Source organism: Streptomyces sp. NPDC006372 (assembly GCF_040612515.1).
Taxonomy (GTDB): domain Bacteria; phylum Actinomycetota; class Actinomycetes; order Streptomycetales; family Streptomycetaceae; genus Streptomyces.
The window spans coordinates 1-25,049 of the sequence record NZ_JBEXQJ010000057.1 but is presented as its reverse complement, the minus strand read 5'-3'; the positions used below and the strand labels follow the sequence as shown (position 1 = coordinate 25,049).

The window sequence follows — 25,049 nt, the reverse complement described above, 5'->3', positions numbered from 1 at the left end:
CAAACCCCTGCGAAACTTGGGAGACGGCATCATGACCCACCAGTCGCTGGAGCCGAGGACCACAGCCGAAGACGCGGGCGAAGGCACCCGCGTCCCGGCCGGCCGGTCCTGGCTCGACCGGTACTTCCACATATCCCTCAGAGGATCCACCGTCGCGCGTGAGGTGCGCGGCGGCGTCACCACCTTCATGGCGATGGCGTACATCCTCCTGCTCAACCCCCTGATCCTGTCCGGCAGGGACGCGGCCGGGAACACCCTCGCGCAGCAGGCCCTGATCACCGCCACCGCGTTCGCGGCGGCCCTCACCACGCTGCTGATGGGCTTCGTCGGCAAGGTGCCCCTCGCCCTCGCCGCGGGGCTGTCCGTCTCCGGAGTGCTGTCCTCCCAGGTCGCGCCCGCGATGACCTGGCCGCAGGCGATGGGCATGTGCGTGATGTACGGCGTGGTCATCATGCTGCTGGTCGTCACCGGCCTGCGCGAGATGATCATGAACGCGATCCCGCTCGCGCTCAAGCACGGCATCACCATGGGCATCGGCCTGTTCATCGCCCTCATCGGCTTCTACAAGTCCGGCTTCGTGCACCAGGGCAAGGCCACTCCCGTCACGCTCGGCCCGGCGGGCGAACTGGCCGGCTGGCCGGTGCTGCTCTTCGCCGGCACCCTGCTCCTGATCTTCATGCTCCAGGCCCGGAACATCCCGGGCGCCATCCTCATCGGCATCGTCAGCGGCACGGTCGTGGCCGCGATCCTGAACGCCGCCGGCGTCATCGCGCCCGAGCAGTGGGCGGGCGGCGCGCCCGAACTGCACGGCAGCGCGATGTCCATGCCCGACTTCTCGCTCTTCGGGGACGTGGACTTCGGCGGCTGGGGCGAGGTCGGCGCGATGACCGTCGGCATGATCGTCTTCACACTGGTGCTGGCCGGGTTCTTCGACGCGATGGCCACCATCATCGGCGTCGGCACCGAGGCGAAGCTCGCCGACGACAAGGGGCGGATGCCGGGCCTGTCCAAGGCGCTGTTCATCGACGGCGCCGGCGGCGCGATCGGCGGTGTGTCCGGCGGCTCGGGCCAGACGGTGTTCATCGAGTCGGCGACCGGCGTCGGCGAGGGGGCGCGCACCGGACTCGCCTCGGTCGTCACCGGACTGTTCTTCGCGGCCTGCCTGTTCTTCACACCGCTCACGGCGATCGTGCCGCAGGAGGTCGCGTCCGCCGCCCTCGTCGTCATCGGCGCGATGATGCTGATGAACGCCCGGCACGTGGACTGGGCCGACCGGGCCACCGCCGTCCCGGTGTTCCTGACGGTCGTGCTGATGCCGTTCACGTACACCATCACCACCGGTGTCGCCGCGGGCGTCATCTCCTACGTGGCCATCAAGACCGCGCAGGGCAAGGTGCGGGAGATCGGCGCCTTCATGTGGGTCCTGACGGTGGTCTTCCTCGTCTACTTCGCCCTCCATCCGATCGAGAGCTGGCTGGGCGTCCACTGACGCCCCTCGCCACAGCCTCTCTGCGCAACCCCAAGGAGACCGAGACATGCTGGACATCGCCGAGGAGCTGAACCGGTGGGTCGAGCAGGGCCGTGACTTCGCCGTGGCCACCGTGGTGGCCGTCGGCGGCAGCGCGCCCAGGCAGCCCGGCGCCGCGCTCGCGGTGGACGCCGAGGGCACGGCGATCGGCTCGGTCTCCGGGGGCTGCGTCGAGGGCGCGGTCTACGACCTGTGCGAACAGGCGCTGCGGGACGGCGAGTCCGTCCTGGAGCGCTTCGGCTACAGCGACGACGACGCCTTCGCCGTGGGGCTGACCTGCGGCGGCGTCATCGACGTCCTGGTCACCCCGGTACGGGCCGCCGATCCGGTCCGCCCGGTGGTCGCGTCCGCGCTCACCGCCGCCGCCCGAGGGGAGGCGGCGGCGGTGGCGCGGATCGTGTCGGGCCCGCGGGAACTGATCGGCCGGGCCCTCCTCGTCCGCCCCGACGGCTCCGGCGAGGGCGGATTCGGCGCCCATCCGGAGCTGGACCGCACGGTCGCCGCCGAGGCGGGCGCCTTCCTGGACGCCGGCCGCACCGGCACCCTGGAGATCGGCGAGCGGGGTTCGCGCTGCGGAGCACCGCTCACGGTCCTGGTGGAGTCCTCGGTCCCGCCGCCCCGCATGATCGTCTTCGGTGCGATCGACTTCGCCTCCGCGCTGGTCCGCATCGGCAAGTTCCTCGGCCACCACGTCACGGTGTGCGACGCGCGCCCCGTCTTCGCGACCCGGACACGCTTCCCCGAAGCCGACGAGATCGCCGTCGAGTGGCCCCACCGCTACCTGGAACGCACGCACGTCGACGCCCGCACGGTCCTGTGCGTCCTGACCCACGACGCCAAGTTCGACGTGCCCCTGCTGAAACTGGCGCTGCGCCTGCCGGTGGCGTACGTCGGCGCCATGGGCTCCCGGCGCACCCACCTGGACCGCAACGCCCGTCTGCGCGAAGTCGGCGTCGCCGAAGCGGAGTTGAGCCGCCTGCACTCCCCGATCGGCCTGGACCTCGGGGCCCGCACCCCGGAGGAGACGGCGCTGTCGATCGCGTCGGAGATCGTCGCGGCCCGACGCGGCGGCAGCGGGGTCTCACTGACCGGCGCCCACACACCGATCCACCACGAGCCGGGGGCGAGGGGGGTGGGGCGGATCGGGTCGGTGGCCTGATACGGCCCATCAGCGGACATGGCTGTCGAGCCGTCAGGCACGCAGCACGAAACAGCGCAGACCGGCCTCCAGGTCGTACCAGCGGCCCGCGGCCCACGGCTCGGTCAGGATGCCGATGTCTTCCGGGGTCAGCCCGATATGCCGGCGATGCTCGGGCAGGAAGGGTGCCAGTGGTGTCGTCACCAGCCATGTCCCGCCGGGCGCGAGGAGGTCTCGCACCCGCTGCGCGACGGTCGGCTTGTCCGCCATGAAGGCGAGGACCAGTCGCATGGTGATCAGGTCGAAGGCCGCCGACGGAAGCGCGGCGGCCACCGCGTCGGTGTCCTCGAAGTCCAGCCGGCGCACCTGTAGTCCCGGCTCGGAGTCCGCGTACCGGTCACGTGACGCGGCCACCGCCGAGTTCGCCCGGTCGACGGCGAGGGTGCGGTAGCCGAGGCCCGTCAGGGCCGCCGCGTACGTCCCCAGTCCGCATCCCACGTCCAGGGCCTGGGCGCCCGGGCGAGGCGGCACCGCCTCGGTGAGGAGGCGGAGTTCGTGATCGTCGGGGTGGCGGAAGCCGTGGCCCGTGGCGAAGTGGTGTTCCCAGCGGGCCCGTTCGACCGCGGTCATGGTGTCCGGAGCAGGTGGTTCAGCGCCCGCCCGAACACGTACCGCGAAGAGCGGCGCAGTACGCCGTCGAAGAGTGACGGCAGCGGCCGGACGTGGATCTCCTCCCGCCAGACCACGCGGCTGCGGCCCCCGGGCCCCGGCCGCACTTCGAGTTCCGCCCAGCCGAGCACCACCCGGCCCCGTTTCTCCAGGCGGCACAGCCCCGGCGCCCCCTCCTCGGGTGGCTGCCACACTGTGACCTCCATCGGGTCGTCGAAGGACAGCGGGCCGATGCCCGAGCGGGCCACGACGAGGGTCCCCTGGCGGGTCGGTCCGGGCGGGACCGCTCCGACCGTCGTCAGCGGCACCACCTCGCCGTGCCGCCGCCACTGAGTGATCCGCCGCCAGGCCTCGTCGAGGGGCAGCGGGACCGTACGCTCGAGCAGGAATTTCGCCACGTCACGATCGTAGGAAATCCCGGCTGTTCAGGGCCCGGCCCGTGCACGGCTCACCCGGTTGGCCCAGACCCGGGATCAGAGTGCGGCACGGGTACTCCTCTCGGCGCCCTCGCACCCTTCCCGCGCGCGACAGCGCCTGCGACTCCCTGACTCCTTTTCGGCCACCGGGGGTTCGAGCCCTACCGGTAGACGTTCCCCGGCTCCGCCTTCCCCGGCGCCAGCAGTTGAGGGACCGTCACGAACACGTACCCCCGTTCCTTGAGCGCGTCGATGATCCCCGGCACGGCCGGGACCGTGCCGTCGTAGATGTCGTGCAGGAGAATGATCCCGTCGCGCGACGACTGGGCGAGGACCCGCCGGGTGATCAGGTCCGAGTCGGTCGTCGTGTAGTCCTTCGCGGTCACGCTCCACAGCACCTCGGCGAGGCCGAGTTCGCGGCAGATCTCGTGCACGGTGGTGTCGGTGCGGCCCTGCGGCGGACGCATCAGGGTCGGGCGGCGGCCGGTGAGGCGGGCTATCTCCCGGTTGGGGCGTTCCAGTTCCTCGCGTATCTCCTCGGGTCTCAGTCGGGTCAGGATTCTGTGGTCCCAGGTGTGGCTGGCCACCTCGTGGCCCTCGTCGGCCATCCGCCGCACCAGCTCCGGGTACTTCTCGATGTGCCGCTTGCCGAGGAGGAAGAAGGTCGCCGGGACCTGCTTCTCCTTCAGGATGTCCAGCAGGCGTGCGGAGTGCTCGCTCGGCCCGGCGTCGAAGGTCAGCGCGATGCACTTGACCTCACGGCAGTCGACGGTGCCGAAACGTGCCGCCTGGAGGTCCGTCGCCGCCCGGGCCCGCGCGGCGCTGGGGGCCGTGGTCTCCGAGCCCGCGCAACCGCTCAGGGCCAGGGTCAGGGCGGCGGTCACCGCGAGCGTCCCGGCCGTTCGGAACGCGATCCCCGTTTTCTTCATCTTCTTGGTCAGAGAAGGCATGCCGGGACTATACAAAGAGTGTATACGCTCGGTTCATAGTTTTCGGTTCTTCACCGGGTTACCCGCGCCGGGACGCAGAGGGTGCCGAGTGGGAGGAGAGCCCCGTGAGCGGACAGGTCTGGAGCCGGGCCCTGATCACCGGTGGCGCCGGGTTCGTCGGGTCGCATCTGTGCGCACGGCTGCTGGACGCCGGCACGGATGTGGTGTGCCTGGACAACCTCGCCACGGGCTCCCGCGCCAACGTGGCCGATCTGGAGCCGCGCCCCGGCTTCCGCTTCGTGGCGGGCGACGCCACCGACCCGGAAGCCCTCACCGGCCTGCCCGGCCGGTTCGACCTCGTCCTGCACTTCGCGTGCCCGGCCTCGCCCGTGGACTACCAGCGGCTGCCGCTGGAGACCCTCGACGTCGGCAGCACCGGCACCCGCCTGGCCCTGGAACGCGCCCGTGCCGACGGTGCCCGGTTCGTCCTCGCCTCCACCTCCGAGGTCTACGGCGACCCGTTGGAGCACCCGCAGCGCGAGGGCTACTGGGGCAACGTCAACCCGGTCGGCCCGCGCAGCGTCTACGACGAGTCCAAGCGCTTCGCGGAGGCCCTGGTCACCGCCCACCGCGGCGCGCGCGGCACCGACGCCGCCATCGTCCGCATCTTCAACACCTACGGCCCGCGCATGCGCACCGGCGACGGCCGCGCCGTCCCCACCTTCGTCACGCAGGCCCTGGACGGCCTGCCGCTGACGGTCGCCGGCGACGGCGGCCAGACCCGCTCGCTGTGCTACGTCGACGACACCGTGGACGGCGTGCTCGCCCTGGCGGCCTCCGCCGAGACCGGGCCCGTGAACATCGGCGGCGGCGACGAGATCACCATGCTGGAGCTGGCCCGCAGGATCATCGAGCTCACCGGCTCCGCCTCCCGCGTCCGCCATGTGGGCCGCCCCGTGGACGACCCCGCCCGGCGTCGCCCCGACACCCGGCTGGCCCGGGAGCGGCTCGGCTGGCGCCCACGCGTCGGCTGGAGCGAGGGGCTGGAGCGGACCGTTGGCTGGTTCTCGCGGTCCGTGGCCGCCTGAGTTCGTCACCCGAGGGTCGTGCTGGATGACAAAGGGTGATAATTCGGGCTATATCGCATTAGTTGGCTCCAAGTGTTTGAGACAGCTCCCCCGCGGCACTCGGCGAAACCGAAGTCCCCACCGCCTCCGGGACGGAGCACCTCTTCCATGCGCATTCTCGGAATCAACGCCCTCTTCCATGACCCTGCCGCCGCCCTCGTGGTCGACGGCAGGACGGTGGCGGCCGCCGAGGAAGAGCGCTTCAGCCGCCGCAAGCACGGCAAGCGCCCGCTGCCGTTCTCCGCGTGGGAGCTGCCCGAGATGTCCGCCCGCTGGTGCCTGGAACAGGCCGGCATACGACCGGGCGAGCTGGACGCCGTCACCTACTCCTTCGACCCGAAGCTAGCCCGGCCCGCGCGCGAGATGGGCCTGGACGACCCCTGGGACCCGCTCCGCCTGGAGTACGCGCGCCGCGCCCCCGAGTTCCTCGCCGAGGCCCTGCCCGGACTCGACCCCGACCGGGTCGTCTTCGTCCCGCACCACGTGGCCCACGCCGCCTCCGCAGGCCCCGCCTCCCCGCACCCCGACAGCGCCGTCCTCGTCCTCGACGGCCGCGGCGAGTCCGCCTCGCACCTGGCCGGCCGTTACCGCGAGGGCAAGCTCGACACCCTCGCCACGCAGGCGCTGCCCGACTCGCTCGGCCTCGTCTACGAGGAGCTCACCGAACACCTGGGGTTCCTGCGCAGCAGCGACGAGTACAAGGTGATGGCCCTCGCCTCCTACGGCACCCCCCGCTTCCTCCCCCAGCTGCGGCAGTACATCCACCCCACCGGTCACGGCGGCTTCCGCGCCCACGGCGTCGACTGGGCCCTCTTCACCCCGCCCCGCGCCCCGGGCGAACCCTGGAACCAGGACCACGCCGACCTCGCCGCCGGCACCCAGGCCGTGCTCGAAGAGGTCCTGCTGGAGCTCGTCGACTGGCTGCACCGCGAGGCCGGCGGCGAGGCCCTGACGATGGCCGGGGGCGTCGCCCTCAACTGCGTCGCCAACTCGAAGATCGCGGCGAAGGGCCCCTACCGGGACGTGTGGGTGCAGCCCGCCGCCGGCGACGCCGGCACCGCCCTCGGCGGGGCGCTGCACCTCGCCGAACAGCCCGAGCCGCTGTCCGGCGCCGACCTCGGCCGCGGCTGGAGCGACGGCGAACTGCGCGCCCGGCTGGACACGGCCGCCATCCCGTACGACGAGCCCGACGACATCGCCGAGACCGTCGCCGAGGTACTCGCGCGGGACGGCGTCGTCGCCTGGTTCCAGGGCCGCAGCGAGTACGGGCCGCGCGCCCTCGGGCACCGTTCCCTGCTCGCCCACCCCGGGCGCGCCGAGAACCTGGAACGCCTCAACCACGTCAAGGGCCGTGAGGAGTTCCGGCCCGTCGCCCCCATGGTCCTCGCCGACCGGGCCGCCGGCCTTTTCTCCGGCGGCCCGCTGCCCAGCCCGTACATGCTGTTCGTGCACGACGTCGCCGAGCAGTGGCGGGACCGCATCCCGGCCGTCGTGCACGTCGACGGCACCGCCCGCATCCAGACCGTCGAGGAGCGGCGCGAACCGCTGGTGGCGCGGATGCTGCGCGCCTTCGAGCGGCGCACCGGGCTGCCCGTCGTCGTCAACACCAGCCTCAACACCGCCGGCCGGCCCATGGTCGACGACCCGCGCGACGCCCTGGAGTGCTTCGGCTCCGCGCCCGTCGACCTGCTGGCCATCGGGCCGTACGCGGTCCGCCGGGGGCGGGCGTTCGCCGGAGGGAGGAGCGCCGCATGACCTCGTACGCCGTCGTGATCCCCACCCTCGTACGGGACACCCTCGCCGACTGTCTCGCGGCGCTGGCCGCGGCGACCGGGCCGCGCCCGGAGCAGATCGTCCTCGTCGACGACCGGCCGGACCCCGAACCGGACAGGCTGGAGCACCCGCTGAGCGTCCTCGGCGATCTGCGGGAGCGCACCACAGTGCTGGGCGGCGGCGGTCGTGGGCCCGCCGCCGCCCGCAACACCGGGCTGCGCGCCGTGACCGCGCCGTGGACCGTGTTCCTCGACGACGACGTCCAGGTCGGACCCCACTGGTGCGGGCAACTGGCCGAGGACCTCGCCGAGGCGTCCCCCGACATCGCGGGCGTCCAGGGCGTCATCGCCGTGCCCCTGCCCGGCGAACGCCGCCCCACCGACTGGGAGCGCGGCACCGCCGGACTGGCCCGGGCCCACTGGATCACCGCCGACATGGCCTACCGCACGGAGGCGCTCAAGCAGGTCGGCGGTTTCGACGAGCGGTTCCGGCGCGCCTTCCGCGAGGACGCCGACCTCGCGCTGCGCGTCCTCGACGCGGGCTGGCGCATCCGGCAGGGCCGCCGCACCACCCGCCACCCCGTGCGCCCCGCCTCCCGCTGGGCCTCCCTGCGCCAGCAGCGCGGCAACGCCGACGACGCCCTCATGCGGCAGCTGCACGGACCCGACTGGTGGGACAAGGCGGTCGCGCCGCGCGGCCGGATCCGCACCCACGCGGCGATCACGACCGCGGGAGTCGCCGCCTGCGCCCTCGCCGCCACCGGGCACGGCCGGGCCGCCACGGCCTGCGCGCTGGGCTGGGCGGCCGGCACGGCCGAGTTCGCCCGGGCCCGCATCACCGCCGGTCCCCGCACCCGCCACGAGGTGACGACCATGCTCGCGACGAGCGTGCTCATCCCGCCCGCCGCGACCTGGCACCGGCTGACCGGTGCCCTGCGCCACCGTCACGCCCCCGCCTGGCAGGAGGTGGCGCGATGAGCCCGGTCAAGGCCGTGCTGTTCGACCGCGACGGCACGCTCGTCGAGGACGTCCCCTACAACGCCGACCCCGACCGCGTACGCCCCGTCGAGGGCGCCCGGGAGGCGCTCGCCGTGCTCCGCGCCCGCGGCATCCGCACCGGCGTCGTCACCAACCAGTCCGGTGTCGCACGCGGACTGCTCACCGAGGCCGAGGTCCGCCGCGTCAACCACCGCGTCGACGAACTCCTCGGCCCCTTCGACGTGTTCGCCATGTGCCCGCACGGCCCCGACGAGGGCTGCCACTGCCGCAAACCCCAGCCCGGCATGGTGCTGTGGGCGGCCGGGCGGATCTGCACCCACCCCGCCGACCTCGTCGTCATCGGCGACATCGGCGCCGACGTGGAGGCCGCCCGCCGGGCCGGCGCCCACGGCATCCTCGTCCCCACCGCGCAGACCCGCCCCGAGGAGACCGCGCACGCGGACCACGTGGCACCGGACCTGCCGACCGCCGTCCGCGCCGTACTGAACGGGCCCCCGGCGGGCCGTGTCCTTGTCGACGAACGCCCCATCCAGAAGGCCTACACGACCGGCCCGACCGCGGGCAGGGTCACGTGAGGGCCCTCGTCACCCGGCTCGACAGCTTCGGGGACGTCCTGCTCGCCGGGCCCGCCGTCCGCGCCGTCGCCGCCCGCGCCGACACCGTCACCCTGCTGTGCGGGCCGCGCGGCGCGCCCGCCGCCGGGCTGCTGCCGGGCGTCGACGACATCCTCGTGTGGGACGCGCCCTGGGTGGGCTTCACACCCCCGCCCGTCGGCCGCGGCGAGGTCGACCAGCTCATCGACACGATCGACGCCGACACCGCGCTGATCCTCACCTCCTTCCACCAGTCGCCGCTGCCCGCAGCCCTGCTGCTGCGCCTGGCCGGCGTCGGCTTCATCGCCGCCGACAGCGAGGACTACCCGGGCTCCCTCCTCGACGTACGCCACCACCGCGCCCCGCACGCCCACGAGGCCGAGGCCGCGCTGGACCTCGCCGAGGCCGCGGGGTTCCCGCCGGCCGACGACGGCCGGCTGCGGGTGCTCCCGCCGCCCGCCACCACCGGTCTCACCGGCCCGGGCCCCTACGTCGTCCTGCATCCCGGCGCCAGCGTCCCGGCCCGCGCCTGGAGCCCCGGGCGCTGTGCCGAGGCGGCGCGTGAACTGGCCGCGGCCGGCCACCGCGTGGTGGTCACCGGCGGCGCGGGGGAGAGGGACCTGACCGCGTACGTCGCGGGATCGCACGCCCTCGACCTCGGCGGCCGCACCGGGGCGGCGGAACTGGGCGGTGTCCTCGAGGGCGCCGCCGTCGTCGTCACCGGCAACACCGGCCCGGCCCACCTCGCCGCCGCCGTCGGCACCCCGGTCGTGTCCCTGTTCGCGCCGGTCGTCCCGGCCGAGCGGTGGCGGCCGTACGGCGTGCCGTACGTGCTGCTCGGCGACCAGGACGCACCGTGCGCGGACAGCAGGGCGAGGGAGTGCCCCGTGCCCGGCCATCCGTGCCTGGACACCGTCACCGCACAGGACGTGGTGACGGCCGTCGAGAAACTGATGGGGGAGACATGAGGATCCTCATCTGGCACGTGCACGGATCGTGGACCACCGCCTTCGTCCAGGGCCCGCACACCTACGTCGTCCCGGTCACACCCGACCGCGGCCCCGACGGACTCGGCCGCGCCCGCACCTGGGACTGGCCCGCCTCCGTCGTCGAAGTGCCGCCGGAGCGGCTCCGGGACGAGGAGATCGACCTCGTCGTCCTGCAGCGCCCGCACGAACTCGCCCTGGTCGACCGGTGGCTGGGCCGACGGCCGCCCCTGGTGTACCTGGAGCACAACGCCCCGCACGGCGACGTGCCCGACACCCGCCACCCCGCCGCGGACCTCCCGGGTGTCACCCTCGTCCACGTCACCCACTTCAACCGCCTGATGTGGGACGCCGGCCCGGCCCGGAGCACCGTCATCGAGCACGGCATCGTCGACCCCGGGCCGCTGTGGACCGGGGAGCTGGACCGCGCCGCCGTCGCCGTCAACGAGCCGCTGCGGCGCGGCCGTACCACCGGCACCGACCTGCTGCCGGCGTTCGCCGAAGCCGCCCCGCTGGACGTCTTCGGCATGGGCACCCAGGGGCTCGCCGAGCAGCTCGGCGTCCCCGCCGGCCGCTGCCGCTCCCACGAACTCACCCAGGGCGCACTCCACAAGGCGATGGCACGGCGACGCGTCTACGTCCACCCCGTCCGCTGGACCTCCCTCGGCCTGTCCCTGCTGGAGGCCATGCACCTGGGCATGCCCGTCGTCGCGCTCGCCACCACCGAGGTCACCGAGGCCGTACCGCCCGGCGCCGGAGTGGTTTCCAACCGCATCGATCAACTGACCGACGCCGTACGGGACTTCGTCGCCGACCCGCAGCATGCCCGCATGGTCGGTGAGGGAGCGAGGGCGGCCGCGCTCGCCCGCTACGGACTCACCCGCTTCCTGGACGACTGGGAACGGCTGCTGAAGGAGGTGGCCCGATGAGGATCGCCATGGTCTCCGAGCACGCGAGCCCGCTCGCCGCGCTCGGCGGCGTCGACGCGGGCGGCCAGAACGTGTACGTGGCCCGCCTGACCGAGGAACTGGCGCGGCGCGGCCACGACGTCACGGTCTACACCCGCCGCGACGCGGCCGACCTGCCCGACCGGGTGCCGCTGCCCGGCGGTGCCGTCGTCGAGCACGTACCCGCCGGGCCCGCCGCCCCCGTCCCCAAGGACGAACTGTTCCCGCACATGCCCGCCTTCGGCGCCTGGCTGGCCCGCGCCTGGGCCCGGGAACGGCCCGACGTGGTCCACGCACACTTCTGGATGTCCGGCATGGCCTCCCGGATCGGCGCCCACCCGCACCACCTGCCCGTCGTGCAGACCTTCCACGCCCTCGGCACCGTCAAGCGCCGCCACCAGGGCCGGCTCGACACCAGCCCGCCCGAACGCGTCGGTGTCGAGCGGCAGATCGGCCGCGGCTGCGCCCGGGTCCTCGCCACCTGCACCGACGAGGTGCACGAACTCGCCGACATGGGCGTGCCGCGCCGGCAGGTGTCCGTGGTGCCCTGCGGGGTGGACGCCGGGCACTTCCGCCCCGGGGCGGCACCCGACGGCGTCCCGGCACGCCGCGAGCGGCACCGGCTGCTCGCCTGCGGCCGGCTCGTCCCGCGCAAGGGCTACGACCAGGCCGTCCGGGCCCTCGCCGGGATCCCGGACACCGAACTCCTCATCGCCGGCGGGCCCCCCGCCGGCCTGCTCGACGACGATCCCGAGGCACAGCGGCTGCGGCGGCTCGCGCGGAGCGCCGGCGTGGCCGACCGGGTCCGGATGCTCGGCGCGGTCGACCCGGCCGTCATGCCCGCCCTGATCGGCAGCGCGGACCTGGTGCTGTGCACCCCGGTCTACGAGCCGTTCGGCATCGTGCCGCTGGAGGCGATGGCCTGCGGCGTGCCCGTCGTCGCCACCGACGTCGGCGGCCACCGCGACAGCGTCGCCGACGGCGTCACGGGCCGGCTCGTCCCGCCGCAGGACCCCCCGTCGGTCGCCGCCGCCGTACGCGAACTCCTCGAGAACGACGCGCTGCGCCGCCGCCACGGCACGGCCGGGCGGGAACGTGTCCTCACCCACTACACCTGGCGGCGTGTCGCCGACGGCGTGCAGCAGGTCCACCGCCAGGTCCTCGCCGGACACGCCCAGCAGAAGGAGGTGGCGTGATGACCGTGCACCCGCCCGTCACCGGGCACTGCGACGAACTCCAGGACGCGCTGACCGCGTTCCGTGCCTCGGCGCACCTCACGCAGCGGTGGGGCGAGCGCCTCGCGGCCGTGCTCACCGGCGGCGGCCGGCTGCTGGCCGCGGGCAACGGCGGCAGCGCCGCCCAGGCACAGCACCTGACCGCCGAACTCGTCGGCCGCTACCGCGACGACCGGCCGCCGTTCTCCGCGCTCGCCCTGCACGCCGACACCTCCAGCACCACCGCCATCGCCAACGACTACGGCGTGGACGAGGTGTTCGCCCGCCAGGTCCGCGCCCACGGCCGCCGCGGCGACGTCCTGATGCTGCTGTCCACCAGCGGCGCCAGCGCCAACCTGCTGTCCGCCGCGGACGCCGCCCGGGCGGCCGGAGTCCGGGTGTGGGCCCTCACCGGCCCCGCCCCCAACCCGCTGATGGCGGGCAGCGACGAGTACCTCTGCGTCGAGGCACCGACGGCGGCGACCGTGCAGGAACTGCACCTGGTGGCGGTGCACATGGTGTGTGCGGCGTTCGACGCGGCGGTGGAACGCGGCCCCTGGCACGACGGCGACGGCCGGAGGTGACATGAACGGCAAGGCACCCCTGGTGGTGGTCGGTGACGCGCTGCTGGACCGGGATCTGAGCGGCCGGGCCGAACGGCTCGCGCCGGACGCGCCCGTGCCCGTCGTCGACGACTGCGCGGAACGGACCCGGCCCGGCGGCGCCGCGCTGGCGGCCTACCTCGCGGCCCGTGACGGAAGGGACGTCACGCTGGTCGCGGGGGTGGGCGACGACCCGGCCAGCCGCGCGCTGCGCCGCCTTCTGGAACCCTGGCTCACCCTGGTCCCGCTGCCGCTGACCGGCTCCCTGTCCGAGAAGACCCGGATCCTCGCGCAGGGCCGCCCCGTGGTCCGTCTGGACCGCGGCGCAGGCCGCACGCGCGAGGCCACGGACGCCGCCCGTGAGGCCGTACGCACCGCGCCCGCCGTCCTGGTCTCCGACTACGGGCGCGGTACGGCCGACGCCCTCCGCGACGTCCTCGCCGCCCGCCCTCCGCTGGTCTGGGACCCGCATCCACGAGGCGGTACGCCCGCGCCCGGCACCCGGCTGGTGACCCCGGCCGAGAAGGAGGCCCACGGCCTCGCCCCGCGGGACGGCACCCCGCGCCGGGACCTGCACGCCGCCGCCCACAGCGCCGCCGCCCTCGTACGCCACTGGCGGGCCGCCGCCGTGGCGGTCACCCTCGGCGCCCGCGGCGCCCTGCTGTCCTACGGCGAGCATCCGCTGCTCGTCCCCGCGCCCGCCGCCCACCACGGCGACAGCTGCGGGGCGGGGGACCGGTTCGCCGCGACGGCGGCCGGGCTGCTCGCCGACGGTGCCCTGGTGGCCGAGGCCGTCGAGGGCGCCGTGGACGCCGCGAGCGGGTTCGTCGCCGCGGGCGGGGCGGCGGCGGTACCGAGCGCGGACGCCGAACCGGTACCGCCGCCCGACGAGGACGACCCGCACGCCCTGGCGGCACGGGTCCGCACCGCGCACGGCACGGTCGTCGCCGCCGGCGGCTGCTTCGACCTGCTGCACGCCGGGCACGTCGGCCTGCTCCAGGCGGCGCGGCGGCTCGGCGACTGCCTGGTCGTCTGCGTCAACTCGGACGCCTCGGTACGGCGCCGCAAAGGCGGAGGCCGGCCGGTCACCCCGCTCGCCGACCGCGTCCGGGTCCTGCGCGCCCTGGCCTGCGTCGACGCCGTCGCCGTCTTCGACGAGGACACCCCCGAACGTCTCCTGGCCGACCTGCGCCCCGACGTGTGGGTCAAGGGCGGCGACTACGCGGCGGCCGACCTCCCGGAAGCCGCCCTCCTCCAGAAGTGGGGCGGCCAGGCGGTCCTCCTGCCCTACCTCGACGGCCGCTCCTCGACGGCCCTCATGGAACGGGCGGCGGAAGGAGCACGATGACCCCGGCTCCCCGTCTGCTCGTCCTGCGCGCCCTGGGACTCGGCGACCTCCTCGCCGGTGTCCCCGCCCTGCGGGCCCTGCGGCGGGCCCACCCCGGGCACGAGATCGTGCTGGCCGCGCCCGCCGAACTCGAACCGGTCGCGGCACAGACGGGAGCCGTGGACCGGTTGCTGCCCGCCTCCGCTCCGGGACGCGAGGTGCCGGTCACCCTCGACTGGACCGGGCCACCGCCGGACATCGCCGTCGACCTGCACGGGAACGGACCGCCGAGCCACCGGCTGCTCATGGAGCTGCGGCCGCTGAAGCTGCTCGCCTTCGCCCACCCGGACCTGCCCGGGATCGACGGCCCGCCCTGGTACGCGGAGGAACACGAACGCGACCGCTGGTGCCGGCTGCTCCAGGCGTACGGCATCGACGCCGACCCCGCCGACCTGCGCCTGCCCCGGCCACGCACCGCCTCCCCGGCGCCCGGCGCGGTCGTGCTGCATCCCGGTGCCGGGTCGCCCGCCCGCTGCTGGCCGGTCGAGCGGTACGCGGCCGTCGCCACCGAGCTGCGGGCCCGGGGCCTGCGGGTCGTCGTCACCGGCGGCGCGGACGAGGGCGACCTCGTGGCCCGGCTCGCCAAGCGGGCCGGCCTGCCCGACACCGACGTGTTCGGCGGCGGCCTGCCCTTCGGCCGGCTGGCCGCCCTTGTCGCCGACGCGCACGTCGTGATCAGCGGCGACACCGGCGTCGCCCACCTCGCGGTCGCCCACGCCACACGCTCCGTCACCCTCTTCGGTCCGGTCCCGCCGAGCCGCTGGGGCCCGCCGCCCGGCCCGCGCCACCGCGCACTGTGGTACGGGCCCGAGGGCGACCCGCACGGCCGCCGCCCCGACCCGGCGCTGCTGCGCATCACCCCGGAGGACGTCCTGCGCGCCGTCGACGAACCGCCCGGCACCCGACACCCGCGAGGGAGCACCGCACCACGATGACCACCCGGCACCCGGACCCGAGCCCCGTGGGCGTCGTCATCGCCACCCGCAACCGCTCGGCCGCCCTCGCCCACGCCCTGCGCCGGCTCCTCGCCCTCCCCGAGCGGCCCGAGATCCTCGTCGCGGACAACGCCTCCACCGACGACACCCGCGCCCTGCTCGCCCGCGACTTCCCCCGGGTCCGCGTCCTCGCCCTGCCGTTCAACCACGGCGCCCTGGCCCGCACCTACGGCGCCCGCGCCCTGAACACCCCGTACGTGGCCTTCAGCGACGACGACTCCTGGTGGGCGCCCGGCGCGCTCGGCACGGCCGCCGGGCTCTTCGCGGACCACCCGCGGCTCGGCCTCGTCGCCGCCCGCACCCTCGTCGGCCCCACAGCCGACCCCGACCCGCTCAACGAGGTGCTCGCCGACTCGCCCCTGGGGAGGGTCCCCGACCTCCCCGGCACCCAGGTCCTGGGCTTCCTCGCCTGCGCCTCGGTGGTCCGCCGCCGTGCCTACCTCGACGCGGGCGGCTTCCACCGGCTGCTGTTCTTCGGCGGCGAGGAGACCCTCCTCGCCTACGACCTGGCCGCGCGCGGCTGGGGCGTCAGCCACTGCCCGGACGTCGTCGCCCACCACCATCCGGCGCCCGGGCCCCGCACCGGCCGCCCGGCCGTCCAGCGGCGCAACGAACTCCTCACCGCCTGGCTGCGCCGTCCCCTGCCGTACGCGCTCGCCCGTACTCGCGCCCTCGCCGCCGAGGCCCGCCACGACGACCACGCCCGGCGCGCCCTGCGCGGGACGCTGGCCCGGCTGCCCGCCGCCCTGCGGGCGCGCCGGCCCCTGCCACCGCAGGTGGAGCGGGCCGCGCGCCTGGCCGAGGGAGCGGCCGCATGACCGACAGCCGGACGACCGTCGTCGTGATCACCCACAACCGGCGCCGGGAACTGCTGCGCACCCTCGACCACCTCGCCGAACTGCCGGAGAACCCGCCGGTGATCGTCACCGACAACGGCTCCACGGACGGCACCGCCGACGCCGTCGCCCGTCACCATCCGCGGGTCCGGCTGCTGCGGCCCGGCCGCAACCTCGGCGCCGTGGGCCGCAACCTCGCCGTCCGTCAGGTCCGTACGCCCTACATCGCGTTCTGCGACGACGACTCCTGGTGGGCGCCCGGATCGCTGACGGGCGCCGCCGACCTCCTCGACCGGCATCCGGCGCTGGGCTCCGTCACGGCCCGGATCGTCGTCGAACCGGACGGCACCGACGACCCGATCGTCGAGGAGCTCCGCAACTCTCCCGTGCCCGGGCCCGCTTGGCTGCCGGGGCCTGCCCTCGGATCGTTCCTGGCCGCCGCGACGGTGCTGCGCGCCGACGCGTTCCGGACCGCGGGCGGCTTCCACCCCCGGCTGTGGCTGGGCGGCGAGGAAGAGCTGCTCGCCGCGGACCTGGCGGCCGACGGGTGGTGGCTGACGTACGCCGGTCACCTGGCGGTGCACCACCACCCGTCCCTGGCCCGGGACGCCACCCTGCGCCGCACCCACGGCATCCGCAACACCCTCTGGTTCACCTGGCTGCGCCGCCCGGCCGGCTCCGCCCTGCGCCGGACGGCCGCCCTGGCCCGTACGGTCCCGCGGGACACCGCGTCCCTGCGTGCCTTCGCCGAGGCCGCCGCCGCCCTGCCCTGGGTCCTGCGCGAACGCCGCGTCCTGCCGGATGCCGTCGAGTCCCGGCTGCGCCTGCTGGAGCCGTCCCAGCGCGCCTCGAAGGCCCGCCGCTACACGGGCTGACGCCCGAGCCGCCGACGCGGCCCCGGGCACTCAGCTCCCGCACCACCGGCACATCAGCCGGAACCCGGCGAACAGGGTCAGGGGCCACAGGGCGGCGAACGCCCAGATCACCGCCGGTTCGGAGGTGACGATCCCGGTGACCAGCAGGGCGACCGACACCGCGAGCAGGACCGCCACGGTCCAGACACGGGGACGGTAGGAGGCCAGTCGGACGAAGACCCGGGCGGGGTCGGGGAGGCGGCTCAGCCGCAGGGTGCGCAGTCGGCGGTCGAGGCGGCGGTCGCGGCGCAGGGCGCGTTCCATCTCGTCGAGGATGCGCTGCTCGTGATCGGGAAGTCGGCCGATGGACACGCGGTTCTCCTTCCGGGCGGCCCGACCGTCTCTCCTCCCGGGGGGACGTGCGGCGGGACAGGAAGCGGGGACTGACAAAGCGGGTGCCCCGTGAGGTCCCGTAGCTAACCGGGCACGGCCCGTGCCAGCGCCTCGACGAGCCGGTCCGCGCTGTCCGGGACGGTGCCCTCGCGGAAGCCGTCGCGGATCTGCCGGGCGGTCACCCGGCCGCCGGTCAGGCACCATTCCCACCAGCGGTCCAGCTGCCGCACGTCCAGCCGCTCGGCGGGCACCAGCGCGGGCCAGCCGCAGGCCCGGGCCTGCGCGGTCACCTTCGCCCCGCCGGTGACCGGGTCGACGGCCAGGACCGGGGTGCCGACCCGCAACGCGATGACCAGCCCGTGCAGCCGGTCGGTCACCACGAGGTCCAGCCGGGCCAGCACCGACTGGAGCTGCGCGGGTGTGGCGCTCAGATGCCAGTCGTGGGTGTCGAGCCGGGTCTCCAGCTCCAGACGGGCGCAGTCCTTCCCGGCCAGCCAGCGCGTCACCTCCTCGGCGACCTGACCGTGCCGCCGCAGCTGCCCGTACTCCTGCTGCCCGTGCGTGAGGATCACCCCGACGACCGGCCGGGCCGGTACGTCCGGGGCGCGGGCCGCCAGGTCCTCCACCGGCTCGCGGTCCGGAGCGTCCCGCGGCAGCACCCGGTGGAAGCCGGTCACGGCCGCGCTGCCGGGGTCGATCACCGAGGTGCCGACGGCGATCCGCACCGAGTCCGCGAACCGCCGGTGCAGCTCCTCGACCTGCGGCCCGTGCAGCGGGCCGCACACGAACACCAGGTGGGAGTAGTCCTCCGGCCACAGCCGGTCCAGGTGCAGGGCCTCCGGACGGAAGCCGGGACTCCAGGCGACGTCGTAGGGAATGCCCGTGCCGAGCAGTACGTCCTCCACCCGCCGCAGGGCCAGCACGTCCCCGGCGGTCGCCTCCCCGTCCCGGAAGCTGAACCACCCGGCCAGCAGGACCCTGCGCGGTCGCATGCCGTCTTGTGTGTGCACATGCCCTGAGTGCCCGCCCCACGGGCAGGGCAATCAGGGCATTCCCCGCATATCAGCAGCAGACGCAGACAGCAGGTCGCCCCGCCTCCGTTCGTCACCGCCCCTACGCTGGTCGCATGGCTCGTACGGCTCGTACGGCGGAGGGGGAACCCGTCTCGGTCACGGCCCGGCCCTCGGCGCCCGCGCTCGTGCCGCTGATCGGCGCGCTCGGTTACACCGAGGGACGGTTCGCGCACTCCGCCGAACTCGCCCTGCCGACGGGCGGGGTGCAGCTGCTGGTGAACCTCGACGGGGACGTCCTCGGCTCGTCGGGCCGACGCACCCGGGGCGCGGCCCTCCAGGGACCGCACACACTGCCCGCCGTGATCGACCCGGCGCAGCAACGGGCCGTCGTCTGGGCGGCGTTCCGTCCCGCGGGGGCGTATCCGTTCCTCACCGCCCCGGTCTCCGCGGTCCGTGACGAACTCGTCGGGCTCGACGACCTGTGGGGCGCGGACGGCGCGGCGCTGCGCGAGCGGCTGCTGGAGGCGATGGCCGCCGGTGGCTCCGAGGCCTGCCTGCGGGAGCTGGAGTCGGCCCTGCTGCGGCGGGCGGGGCGTCCCCTGGAGCCCGACCCGGCGGCCCGGCGCGCCGCCGCGCTGCTCGACGGCGGTACACCCGTGGGCGACGTCGCGGACCGGCTGGGCTGGACCTCCCGGCGGCTGGCCCGCCGCTGCACCGAGCAACTGGGGCTCACACCAAAGCGGTACGCCCGGGTACGGCGCTTCCAGCGGCTGCTGGGCCGGGTGAACGCCGGGCCCCGGAATCCGGACTGGGCGTCCCTCGCCGCGGACTGCGGCTACCACGACCAGGCGCATCTGATCCACGAGTTCCGTGCCCTCGCGGGGATCACCCCGACGGCGTACGCTCCGCGCTCGCCCCACGAACGCAACCACGTTCCGCTCGGCGGGTGACGGATCCCGCCGCCCGGCCCTTTTCTACAATCCAGGGCTGCCCGGACCCGCGATCGTGAAGGCATGACGAACGCAACCGGCAAGCCGGCCGTCACCCGGCTCCACGCCCGGCTCGTGGTCTCCGACGGACCCCGGGCGATCGACTTCTACCGGGCCGCGCTCGGCGCCGAGGAGATCGAGCGGTACACCGGCCCCGAGGGGAGGATCGTGCACGCCCTGCTCCGGATCGGCGAGGCGGTCGTCGCGGTCAAGGACGCCGACGACGCCGACCCGGCGCCGGACTCGCTCGGCGGCAGCCCGGTGATCATGGCGCTGGACGTCTCCGACGCCGACGCCGTGGCCGAGGCCATGCTGCGGGGCGGTGCGACCGTGGTGTACCCGGTCGCCGACCAGCACTACGGACAGCGCGGCGGCCGCCTCGCCGACCCGTTCGGGCACCTCTGGACGGTCTCCCAGACCATCGAGGACCTGACGCCGGACGAGATCCAGCAGCGTACGAACGAGTTGTTCACCTCCTGACGGGGAGGGACCGGTCGGGGAGGGACCTGACGGGGCGGGGCGTCAGCGGGCCTGCCGGGCCGGTTCCGCCACCTTCTCGCCGGCGTTCACCTTGCCGCCCGGGTGGCGCAGCGCGCACAGGAAACCGACGCCCAGCGCGATGGCCATGCCGTAGAACACCCACTGGTTGGCCTCGGCGAAGTCCATGCGGACGGCGCTCATCGCGTCCCGCGTCGCGTCGGCGGCCTGGCCGGTGCCGGTGGGCGGCCGGGCGTCTCCGGCGCCCGTGATCGACTCGGTGACGTCGCGGGCCACGGCGTTCGCATCGGCCGCGGACATGCCCCGGGACTCCAGTGTCCCCACCACGTTGTCGGTCGTGACGTGCGTCAGGATCGTGCCGTAGACCGCCAGGCCCACGCTCGCCGCGTAGTTGCGCACGGTCTGGGTGATGCCGGTGACCTCGCCGTACGAGGCGCCGATCGCCCGGTTGACGGCGTCCGTCGAGGCGGGCGCGAGGACGAAGCCGATACCGGCACCGGCCAGGGCCGCGTAGGGCCACTGGTCGTGCATGGACAGGTCGGTGAGCTTGCCCGCCCACAGGGCGAACCCGACACAGCCGAGGGCCGTCCCCAGCTTCAGCGCCGGACGCGCGCCCTGCTTGTCGAGGATCCGGCCGCCCCACTGCGAGGCGATCGCGAAGCCCACGAAGAAGTACAGCAGGAACAGGGCCGCCTGGTTCGGTGACGCGGACAGGGAGACCTGGGCGTACACCGAGGTGAAGAAGAACAGCGGGACGAAGGCCAGCATCGAGAAGAACAGCACCGCCGCGTCCACGGTGAACGCCTTGTCCCGGAAGACCCGCAGGTCGATCAGCGGATGGCGCACCCCGCGCTCGTACCGGACGAACCCGTAGAGCACCGCGAGGCCGCCCGCGACGCACACCCACGTCGCCCAGCTGTCCCAGCCCCAGGACCAGGCCTGCTGGAAACCGAGGACGCTCAGGCCCATGCCGATCGCGATCAGGACCGCGCCGGGGACGTCCAGCGTGCCGGCCCGCCGCCGGTCGTCGACGTGCGCCAGGGCGGTGAGGACCAGCGCCACGACCGCCACCGGGACGTTCACCCAGAAGACGGCACGCCAGGTCCAGCTCGTGAGCCAGCCGCCCAGCAGCGGGCCGAGGGCGGTCAGCGCACCGGAGACACCGAAGAACAGGGCGAGGGCACGGCCGCGCCGCTCGACCGGGAACACCGCCACCACCACGGCCAGCGCGGCGGGGAAGAGCAGGGCCGCACCGAACCCCTGGGCGGCGCGGAACACGATCAGCCAGGCCTGTGCGACGTCGCCCTCGGGGACGCAGCCGCACAGCACCGACGACACGACGAACACCACCGTGCCGATCACGACGACCCGGCGCGGCCCGTAGAGGTCCGCGAGACGCCCGCCCAAGGCGAAGAACGCCGCGAGGGACAGCAGGTAGGCGTTGACCACCCACTGCATGCCGGACGACGACAGATGCAGCTCGCGGACGATGTCCGGGGCCGCGATGGACACGATGGTCTGGTCGATGAAGGTCATGGCGACGGCGAACATCATCGCCGCCAGAGCCAGGCCCTGGTGAGGTGCCGATCGGGGAGGGGACGCGGTCCCGCCGCGCCCCGGGCGGGTGCTGCTCACGCACTCAGTCTGCGCCGGACCCTGATGTCTCGCATCACAAGCCGACCAGCGCCCCGCAAGCCCCGGCAGCCACATTGGACCACGTCGCCGAAGGCTGTCGCCATACCCTCGAACGCACTCCCCGGCAACCCCTGGCAGCTGTGAGGCAGGACTCTTCAGCCGTGTGAAGACGACCGCCCGCGGATCCGGCGTCGAGAGTGCAAGATTCGGGCACCGATGGATGGACGAGCACTCGGCGGGTGTCAGACGGCGAGCGACGGACGAGGAGAGAGGCAGACGATGGTCCCAGCGGAACCGGAACCCCAGCGGATCGGCATACCCGCCGAGTCCACTGCGGGCGAGACCAGGGTGGCGGCCACGCCGGCCACCGTGGGGAGACTTGTCGCACTCGGATACGACGTGGTGGTCGAACCGGGGGCGGGAGCCTCGTCCCGCTTCTCGGACGCGGCCTACGAGGAGGCGGGCGCCCGGCTCGGCGACCCCTGGGCGGCCGAGATCGTACTCAAGGTCAACGGCCCCTCCGGCGAGGAGATCGCCCGGCTGCGGGACGGAGCGACGCTGATCGCGCTGATCAGCCCCGCCCTGAACCCGGAGCTGGTCGAGGACCTCGCGCGCCGGCCGGTCACCGTCCTCGCCATGGACGCCGTGCCGCGCATCTCGCGCGCCCAGTCCCTGGACGTGCTCAGCTCGATGGCGAACATCGCCGGATACCGGGCCGTGGTCGAGGCGGCACACGCATTCGGCCGCTTCTTCACCGGCCAGGTGACCGCCGCCGGCAAGGTGCCGCCCGCCAAGGTGCTGGTGGCCGGTGCAGGCGTCGCCGGACTCGCGGCGATCGGCGCGGCCCGCAGCCTCGGCGCCGTGGTCCGCGCCACCGACCCCCGGCCCGAGGTCGCCGAGCAGGTGCGCTCGCTGGGCGGGGAGTTCCTCACGGTGACCGCCGAGCAGGAGGTGAGCACCGACGGCTACGCCAAGGCCACCTCGGACGACTACAACCGGCTCGCCGCGCAGCTGTACGCCGAGCAGGCCGCCGACGTCGACATCATCATCACCACCGCGCTCATCCCCGGCCGGCCCGCGCCGCGGCTGATCACCGCCGAGGACGTCGCGCGGATGAAGCCAGGCAGCGTGATCGTCGACATGGCCGCCGCCCAGGGCGGCAACGTCGAGGGCACGGTCCCCGGCAAGGCGGTCGTCACCGACAACGACGTGACGATCATCGGCTACACCGACCTGCCCGGCAGGCTCCCCGCCCAGGCCTCGCAGCTGTACGGCACCAACATCGTCAACCTGCTGAAGCTGCTCACCCCGGGCAAGGACGGCCGGCTCGTCCTCGACTTCGACGACGTGGTCCAGCGGTCGATGACGGTGGTCCGCGACGGCGAGAAGACCTGGCCCCCGCCCCCGGTCCAGGTGTCCGCCGCGCCCGCGCCGGCCCCCGCCGGTGCCCCGGAGGCCGCCCCGGCCGCGGTCACCCCGGCGAAGCCGGCCCGCCCCGCGTGGTCCTCCTACGCCCTGGTCGGCGCCGGAGCGCTCGCGCTGTTCCTGGTGACCGCCTTCTCGCCGAGCGAACTCATCGGCCACTTCACGGTCTTCGTCCTCGCGATCGTCATCGGCTTCTACGTCATCGGCAACGTGCACCACGCGCTGCACACCCCGCTGATGTCGGTCACCAACGCCATCTCCGGGATCGTCGTGGTCGGCGCGCTGCTGCAGATCGGGCACGGGAACACCGCCGTCACCGTGCTGTCGTTCGCCGCGATCCTGCTGGCGAGCATCAACATCTTCGGCGGATTCGCCGTCACCCGCCGCATGCTCGGCATGTTCTCGAAGGGCTGATCACGGATGAGCACAGTCACGGCCTCAGAAGCCGCCTACGTCGTCGCAGCGTTGCTGTTCATCCTCAGCCTCGCCGGGCTCTCGCAGCACCGGACGTCCCGCTCCGGAGTCGTCTGGGGCATCGCGGGCATGGTCATCGCCCTGGCCGCCACGGTCGGGCTCGCCTCCGAGAGCCTCACCGCCACCGGTCTCGTCCTGATCGCCCTCGCCACGGCCGTCGGCGGAGGCATCGGTCTGTGGCGGGCCAGGGTCGTCGAGATGACCGGCATGCCCGAGCTGATCGCCATCATGCACAGCCTCGTCGGCCTCGCGGCCGCGTTCGTCGGCTGGAACGGCTACCTCGACGTCGACGCCGAGCTCAGTGGTTCGCTGCTGGGCATCCATCACGCCGAGGTGTTCATCGGGGTGTTCATCGGCGCCGTCACCTTCACCGGGTCCGTCGTCGCGTACCTGAAGCTCTCGGCCCGCATCAACTCCCGCCCGCTCACGCTGCCCGGCAAGCACGTCCTCAACATCGGGGCCCTGGTCGCCTTCGTCGCGCTCACCGTCGCCTTCGTGGCCCGCCCGAACATGGGGCTGCTCATCGCGGTCACCGTGGTCGCGCTCGCCCTCGGCGCCCACCTGGTCGCCTCCATCGGCGGCGGTGACATGCCCGTCGTCGTCTCCATGCTCAACAGCTACTCCGGCTGGGCGGCGGCGGCCTCGGGCTTCCTGCTCGCCAACAACCTGCTCATCGTCACCGGCGCGCTCGTCGGCTCCTCCGGTGCCTACCTGTCGTACATCATGTGCAAGGCGATGAACCGCTCCTTCATCTCGGTGATCGCGGGCGGCTTCGGCACCCCCGCGGCGGCGGCCGACGAGGGCGAGCAGGGCGAGCACCGGGAGATCAACGCCGAGGAGACCGCCGAACTGCTCCGCGACGCCACCTCGGTCATCATCACGCCCGGCTACGGCATGGCGGTCGCCCAGGCCCAGTACCCCGTCGCCGAACTGGCGCGCAAGCTGCGCGAGCGGGGTGTCGAGGTGCGCTTCGGCATCCACCCCGTCGCCGGCCGGCTGCCCGGGCACATGAACGTGCTGCTCGCCGAGGCCAACGTGCCGTACGACATCGTCCTGGAGATGGACGAGATCAACGACGACTTCGCCGCCACCTCGGTCGTCCTCGTCATCGGCGCCAACGACACCGTCAACCCGGCCGCCACCGACAACCCGGCCAGCCCCATCGCGGGCATGCCGGTGCTGCACGTGTGGGAGGCCGCCGACGTGGTCGTCTTCAAGCGGTCCATGGCCGCCGGGTACGCCGGTGTGCAGAACCCGCTGTTCTTCCGGGACAACAGCCGGATGCTCTTCGGTGACGCCCGGCAGCGGGTCGAGGACATCCTGCGCGCCCTCGACTCGCTGGACGCGCCGGTCCCGGAGATGGCCGGCACCTCGCGCTGAACCGCGCTCAGCCGACGGGGACGCCGTAGCCGCCGAGGGCGGGGACGGCGCCCCCGGCACGGGTGGGGGAGCGGGTCGGCGCGGCCTGATGCCCTGGTGGGTGCCGGACGACCACCTCGGCGGCCGCACAGGAAAAGGCCGGGGGGCGGCCGGGGGGGGGCGGGGGGGCGGTCGGGGCGGCCCGGTGTGGGGGGGTTGGGGGGGGGGGGGCACGGGGGGGGCGGGGGGGCGGGGGCGCGCGGCGCCGGCG

General features: G+C 74.2%; 24 protein-coding genes. 18 read left to right on the top strand and 6 right to left on the bottom strand.

Going from position 1 to position 25,049, the window contains the following annotated elements; genetic code table 11:
- Nucleotides 1–31 precede the first annotated feature (31 nt).
- Entirely contained in the window at nt 32–1,489 is a 1,458-nt protein-coding gene (locus ABZ016_RS40905) for an NCS2 family permease (RefSeq protein WP_356921857.1), read from the top strand.
- Between the two features lie 46 nt (nt 1,490–1,535).
- Nucleotides 1,536–2,687, top strand: a complete 1,152-nt coding sequence (locus ABZ016_RS40900; RefSeq protein ID WP_356921856.1) for an XdhC/CoxI family protein — start codon at nt 1,536–1,538, stop codon at nt 2,685–2,687.
- Between the two features lie 33 nt (nt 2,688–2,720).
- Here the strand turns inward: ABZ016_RS40900 and ABZ016_RS40895 are convergent, their stop codons facing one another.
- The 3 genes from ABZ016_RS40895 to ABZ016_RS40885 form a co-directional block, all read right to left on the bottom strand.
- Nucleotides 2,721–3,296, bottom strand: coding sequence for a class I SAM-dependent methyltransferase (locus ABZ016_RS40895; protein ID WP_356921855.1), 576 nt, complete (start codon nt 3,294–3,296; stop codon nt 2,721–2,723).
- Entirely contained in the window at nt 3,293–3,733 is a 441-nt protein-coding gene (locus tag ABZ016_RS40890) for an SRPBCC family protein (RefSeq protein WP_356921854.1), read from the bottom strand. Before ABZ016_RS40890 ends, ABZ016_RS40895 begins: the two co-directional genes overlap by 4 nt.
- A gap of 179 nt (nt 3,734–3,912) precedes the next feature.
- Entirely contained in the window at nt 3,913–4,680 is a 768-nt protein-coding gene (locus ABZ016_RS40885) for a polysaccharide deacetylase family protein (RefSeq protein ID WP_356921864.1), read from the bottom strand.
- 125 nt (nt 4,681–4,805) lie between these two features.
- Here ABZ016_RS40885 and ABZ016_RS40880 point away from each other — a divergent pair, with 125 nt between their 5' ends.
- The 12 genes from ABZ016_RS40880 to ABZ016_RS40825 all read left to right on the top strand — a co-directional run bounded on the left by ABZ016_RS40880 (nt 4,806) and on the right by ABZ016_RS40825 (nt 17,013).
- Nucleotides 4,806–5,768 carry an NAD-dependent epimerase/dehydratase family protein gene (locus ABZ016_RS40880; protein ID WP_356921853.1) on the top strand — a complete coding sequence of 321 codons (963 nt, stop codon included), beginning with the start codon at nt 4,806–4,808 and terminating at the stop codon, nt 5,766–5,768.
- Between the two features lie 147 nt (nt 5,769–5,915).
- The gene (locus ABZ016_RS40875) at nt 5,916–7,562 is read left to right on the top strand and encodes a carbamoyltransferase C-terminal domain-containing protein (RefSeq protein ID WP_356921852.1); all 1,647 of its coding nucleotides are present in this window, start codon (nt 5,916–5,918) and stop codon (nt 7,560–7,562) included.
- A complete protein-coding gene (locus tag ABZ016_RS40870; RefSeq protein ID WP_356921851.1) occupies nt 7,559–8,557 on the top strand; it encodes a glycosyltransferase in 999 nt (332 codons plus the stop codon). Before ABZ016_RS40875 ends, ABZ016_RS40870 begins: the two co-directional genes overlap by 4 nt.
- Nucleotides 8,554–9,153 carry an HAD family hydrolase gene (locus ABZ016_RS40865; RefSeq protein WP_356921850.1) on the top strand — a complete coding sequence of 200 codons (600 nt, stop codon included), beginning with the start codon at nt 8,554–8,556 and terminating at the stop codon, nt 9,151–9,153. Before ABZ016_RS40870 ends, ABZ016_RS40865 begins: the two co-directional genes overlap by 4 nt.
- The gene (locus ABZ016_RS40860; protein ID WP_356921849.1) at nt 9,150–10,139 is read left to right on the top strand and encodes a glycosyltransferase family 9 protein; all 990 of its coding nucleotides are present in this window, start codon (nt 9,150–9,152) and stop codon (nt 10,137–10,139) included. Before ABZ016_RS40865 ends, ABZ016_RS40860 begins: the two co-directional genes overlap by 4 nt.
- Nucleotides 10,136–11,086: a glycosyltransferase gene (locus ABZ016_RS40855; RefSeq protein WP_356921848.1), complete on the top strand. Its 951-nt coding sequence runs from the start codon at nt 10,136–10,138 to the stop codon at nt 11,084–11,086. The genes ABZ016_RS40860 and ABZ016_RS40855 overlap by 4 nt, the downstream gene beginning before the upstream one ends.
- A complete protein-coding gene (locus ABZ016_RS40850; protein ID WP_356921847.1) occupies nt 11,083–12,300 on the top strand; it encodes a glycosyltransferase in 1,218 nt (405 codons plus the stop codon). The genes ABZ016_RS40855 and ABZ016_RS40850 overlap by 4 nt, the downstream gene beginning before the upstream one ends.
- Nucleotides 12,300–12,902: an SIS domain-containing protein gene (locus tag ABZ016_RS40845; protein WP_356921846.1), complete on the top strand. Its 603-nt coding sequence runs from the start codon at nt 12,300–12,302 to the stop codon at nt 12,900–12,902. The genes ABZ016_RS40850 and ABZ016_RS40845 overlap by 1 nt, the downstream gene beginning before the upstream one ends.
- A gap of 1 nt (nt 12,903) precedes the next feature.
- Nucleotides 12,904–14,268, top strand: coding sequence for a D-glycero-beta-D-manno-heptose 1-phosphate adenylyltransferase (gene rfaE2, locus ABZ016_RS40840; RefSeq protein ID WP_356921845.1), 1,365 nt, complete (start codon nt 12,904–12,906; stop codon nt 14,266–14,268).
- On the top strand, nt 14,265–15,242 hold the full coding sequence (locus ABZ016_RS40835) for a glycosyltransferase family 9 protein (RefSeq protein ID WP_356921844.1): 978 nt from the start codon (nt 14,265–14,267) through the stop codon (nt 15,240–15,242). Before rfaE2 ends, ABZ016_RS40835 begins: the two co-directional genes overlap by 4 nt.
- Nucleotides 15,239–16,120, top strand: a complete 882-nt coding sequence (locus tag ABZ016_RS40830; RefSeq protein ID WP_356921843.1) for a glycosyltransferase — start codon at nt 15,239–15,241, stop codon at nt 16,118–16,120. Before ABZ016_RS40835 ends, ABZ016_RS40830 begins: the two co-directional genes overlap by 4 nt.
- Entirely contained in the window at nt 16,117–17,013 is an 897-nt protein-coding gene (locus tag ABZ016_RS40825) for a glycosyltransferase (RefSeq protein WP_356921842.1), read from the top strand. The genes ABZ016_RS40830 and ABZ016_RS40825 overlap by 4 nt, the downstream gene beginning before the upstream one ends.
- 30 nt (nt 17,014–17,043) lie before the next feature.
- Here the strand turns inward: ABZ016_RS40825 and ABZ016_RS40820 are convergent, their stop codons facing one another.
- Entirely contained in the window at nt 17,044–17,364 is a 321-nt protein-coding gene (locus ABZ016_RS40820) for a DUF3040 domain-containing protein (protein ID WP_356921841.1), read from the bottom strand.
- A gap of 104 nt (nt 17,365–17,468) precedes the next feature.
- A complete protein-coding gene (locus ABZ016_RS40815; RefSeq protein ID WP_356921840.1) occupies nt 17,469–18,377 on the bottom strand; it encodes a polysaccharide pyruvyl transferase family protein in 909 nt (302 codons plus the stop codon).
- Nucleotides 18,378–18,511: 134 nt separating this feature from the next.
- Between ABZ016_RS40815 and ABZ016_RS40810 the strand changes: the two genes are divergently transcribed.
- Nucleotides 18,512–19,348, top strand: coding sequence for a helix-turn-helix transcriptional regulator (locus tag ABZ016_RS40810; RefSeq protein WP_356921839.1), 837 nt, complete (start codon nt 18,512–18,514; stop codon nt 19,346–19,348).
- A 63-nt stretch (nt 19,349–19,411) separates the two neighbouring features.
- Nucleotides 19,412–19,867, top strand: coding sequence for a VOC family protein (locus ABZ016_RS40805; RefSeq protein WP_356921838.1), 456 nt, complete (start codon nt 19,412–19,414; stop codon nt 19,865–19,867).
- A gap of 42 nt (nt 19,868–19,909) precedes the next feature.
- Here ABZ016_RS40805 and ABZ016_RS40800 read toward each other — a convergent pair whose 3' ends face one another.
- Nucleotides 19,910–21,439, bottom strand: a complete 1,530-nt coding sequence (locus tag ABZ016_RS40800; RefSeq protein ID WP_356921863.1) for an MFS transporter — start codon at nt 21,437–21,439, stop codon at nt 19,910–19,912.
- Nucleotides 21,440–21,799: 360 nt separating this feature from the next.
- Here ABZ016_RS40800 and ABZ016_RS40795 point away from each other — a divergent pair, with 360 nt between their 5' ends.
- Both ABZ016_RS40795 and pntB read left to right on the top strand, forming a co-directional pair.
- Nucleotides 21,800–23,359 (top strand): Re/Si-specific NAD(P)(+) transhydrogenase subunit alpha, encoded by a 1,560-nt coding sequence (locus ABZ016_RS40795; RefSeq protein ID WP_356921837.1) that lies wholly within the window; start codon nt 21,800–21,802, stop codon nt 23,357–23,359.
- Between the two features lie 6 nt (nt 23,360–23,365).
- The gene (gene pntB, locus ABZ016_RS40790) at nt 23,366–24,799 is read left to right on the top strand and encodes a Re/Si-specific NAD(P)(+) transhydrogenase subunit beta (protein ID WP_356921836.1); all 1,434 of its coding nucleotides are present in this window, start codon (nt 23,366–23,368) and stop codon (nt 24,797–24,799) included.
- The last annotated feature ends 250 nt before the right edge of the window (nt 24,800–25,049 follow it).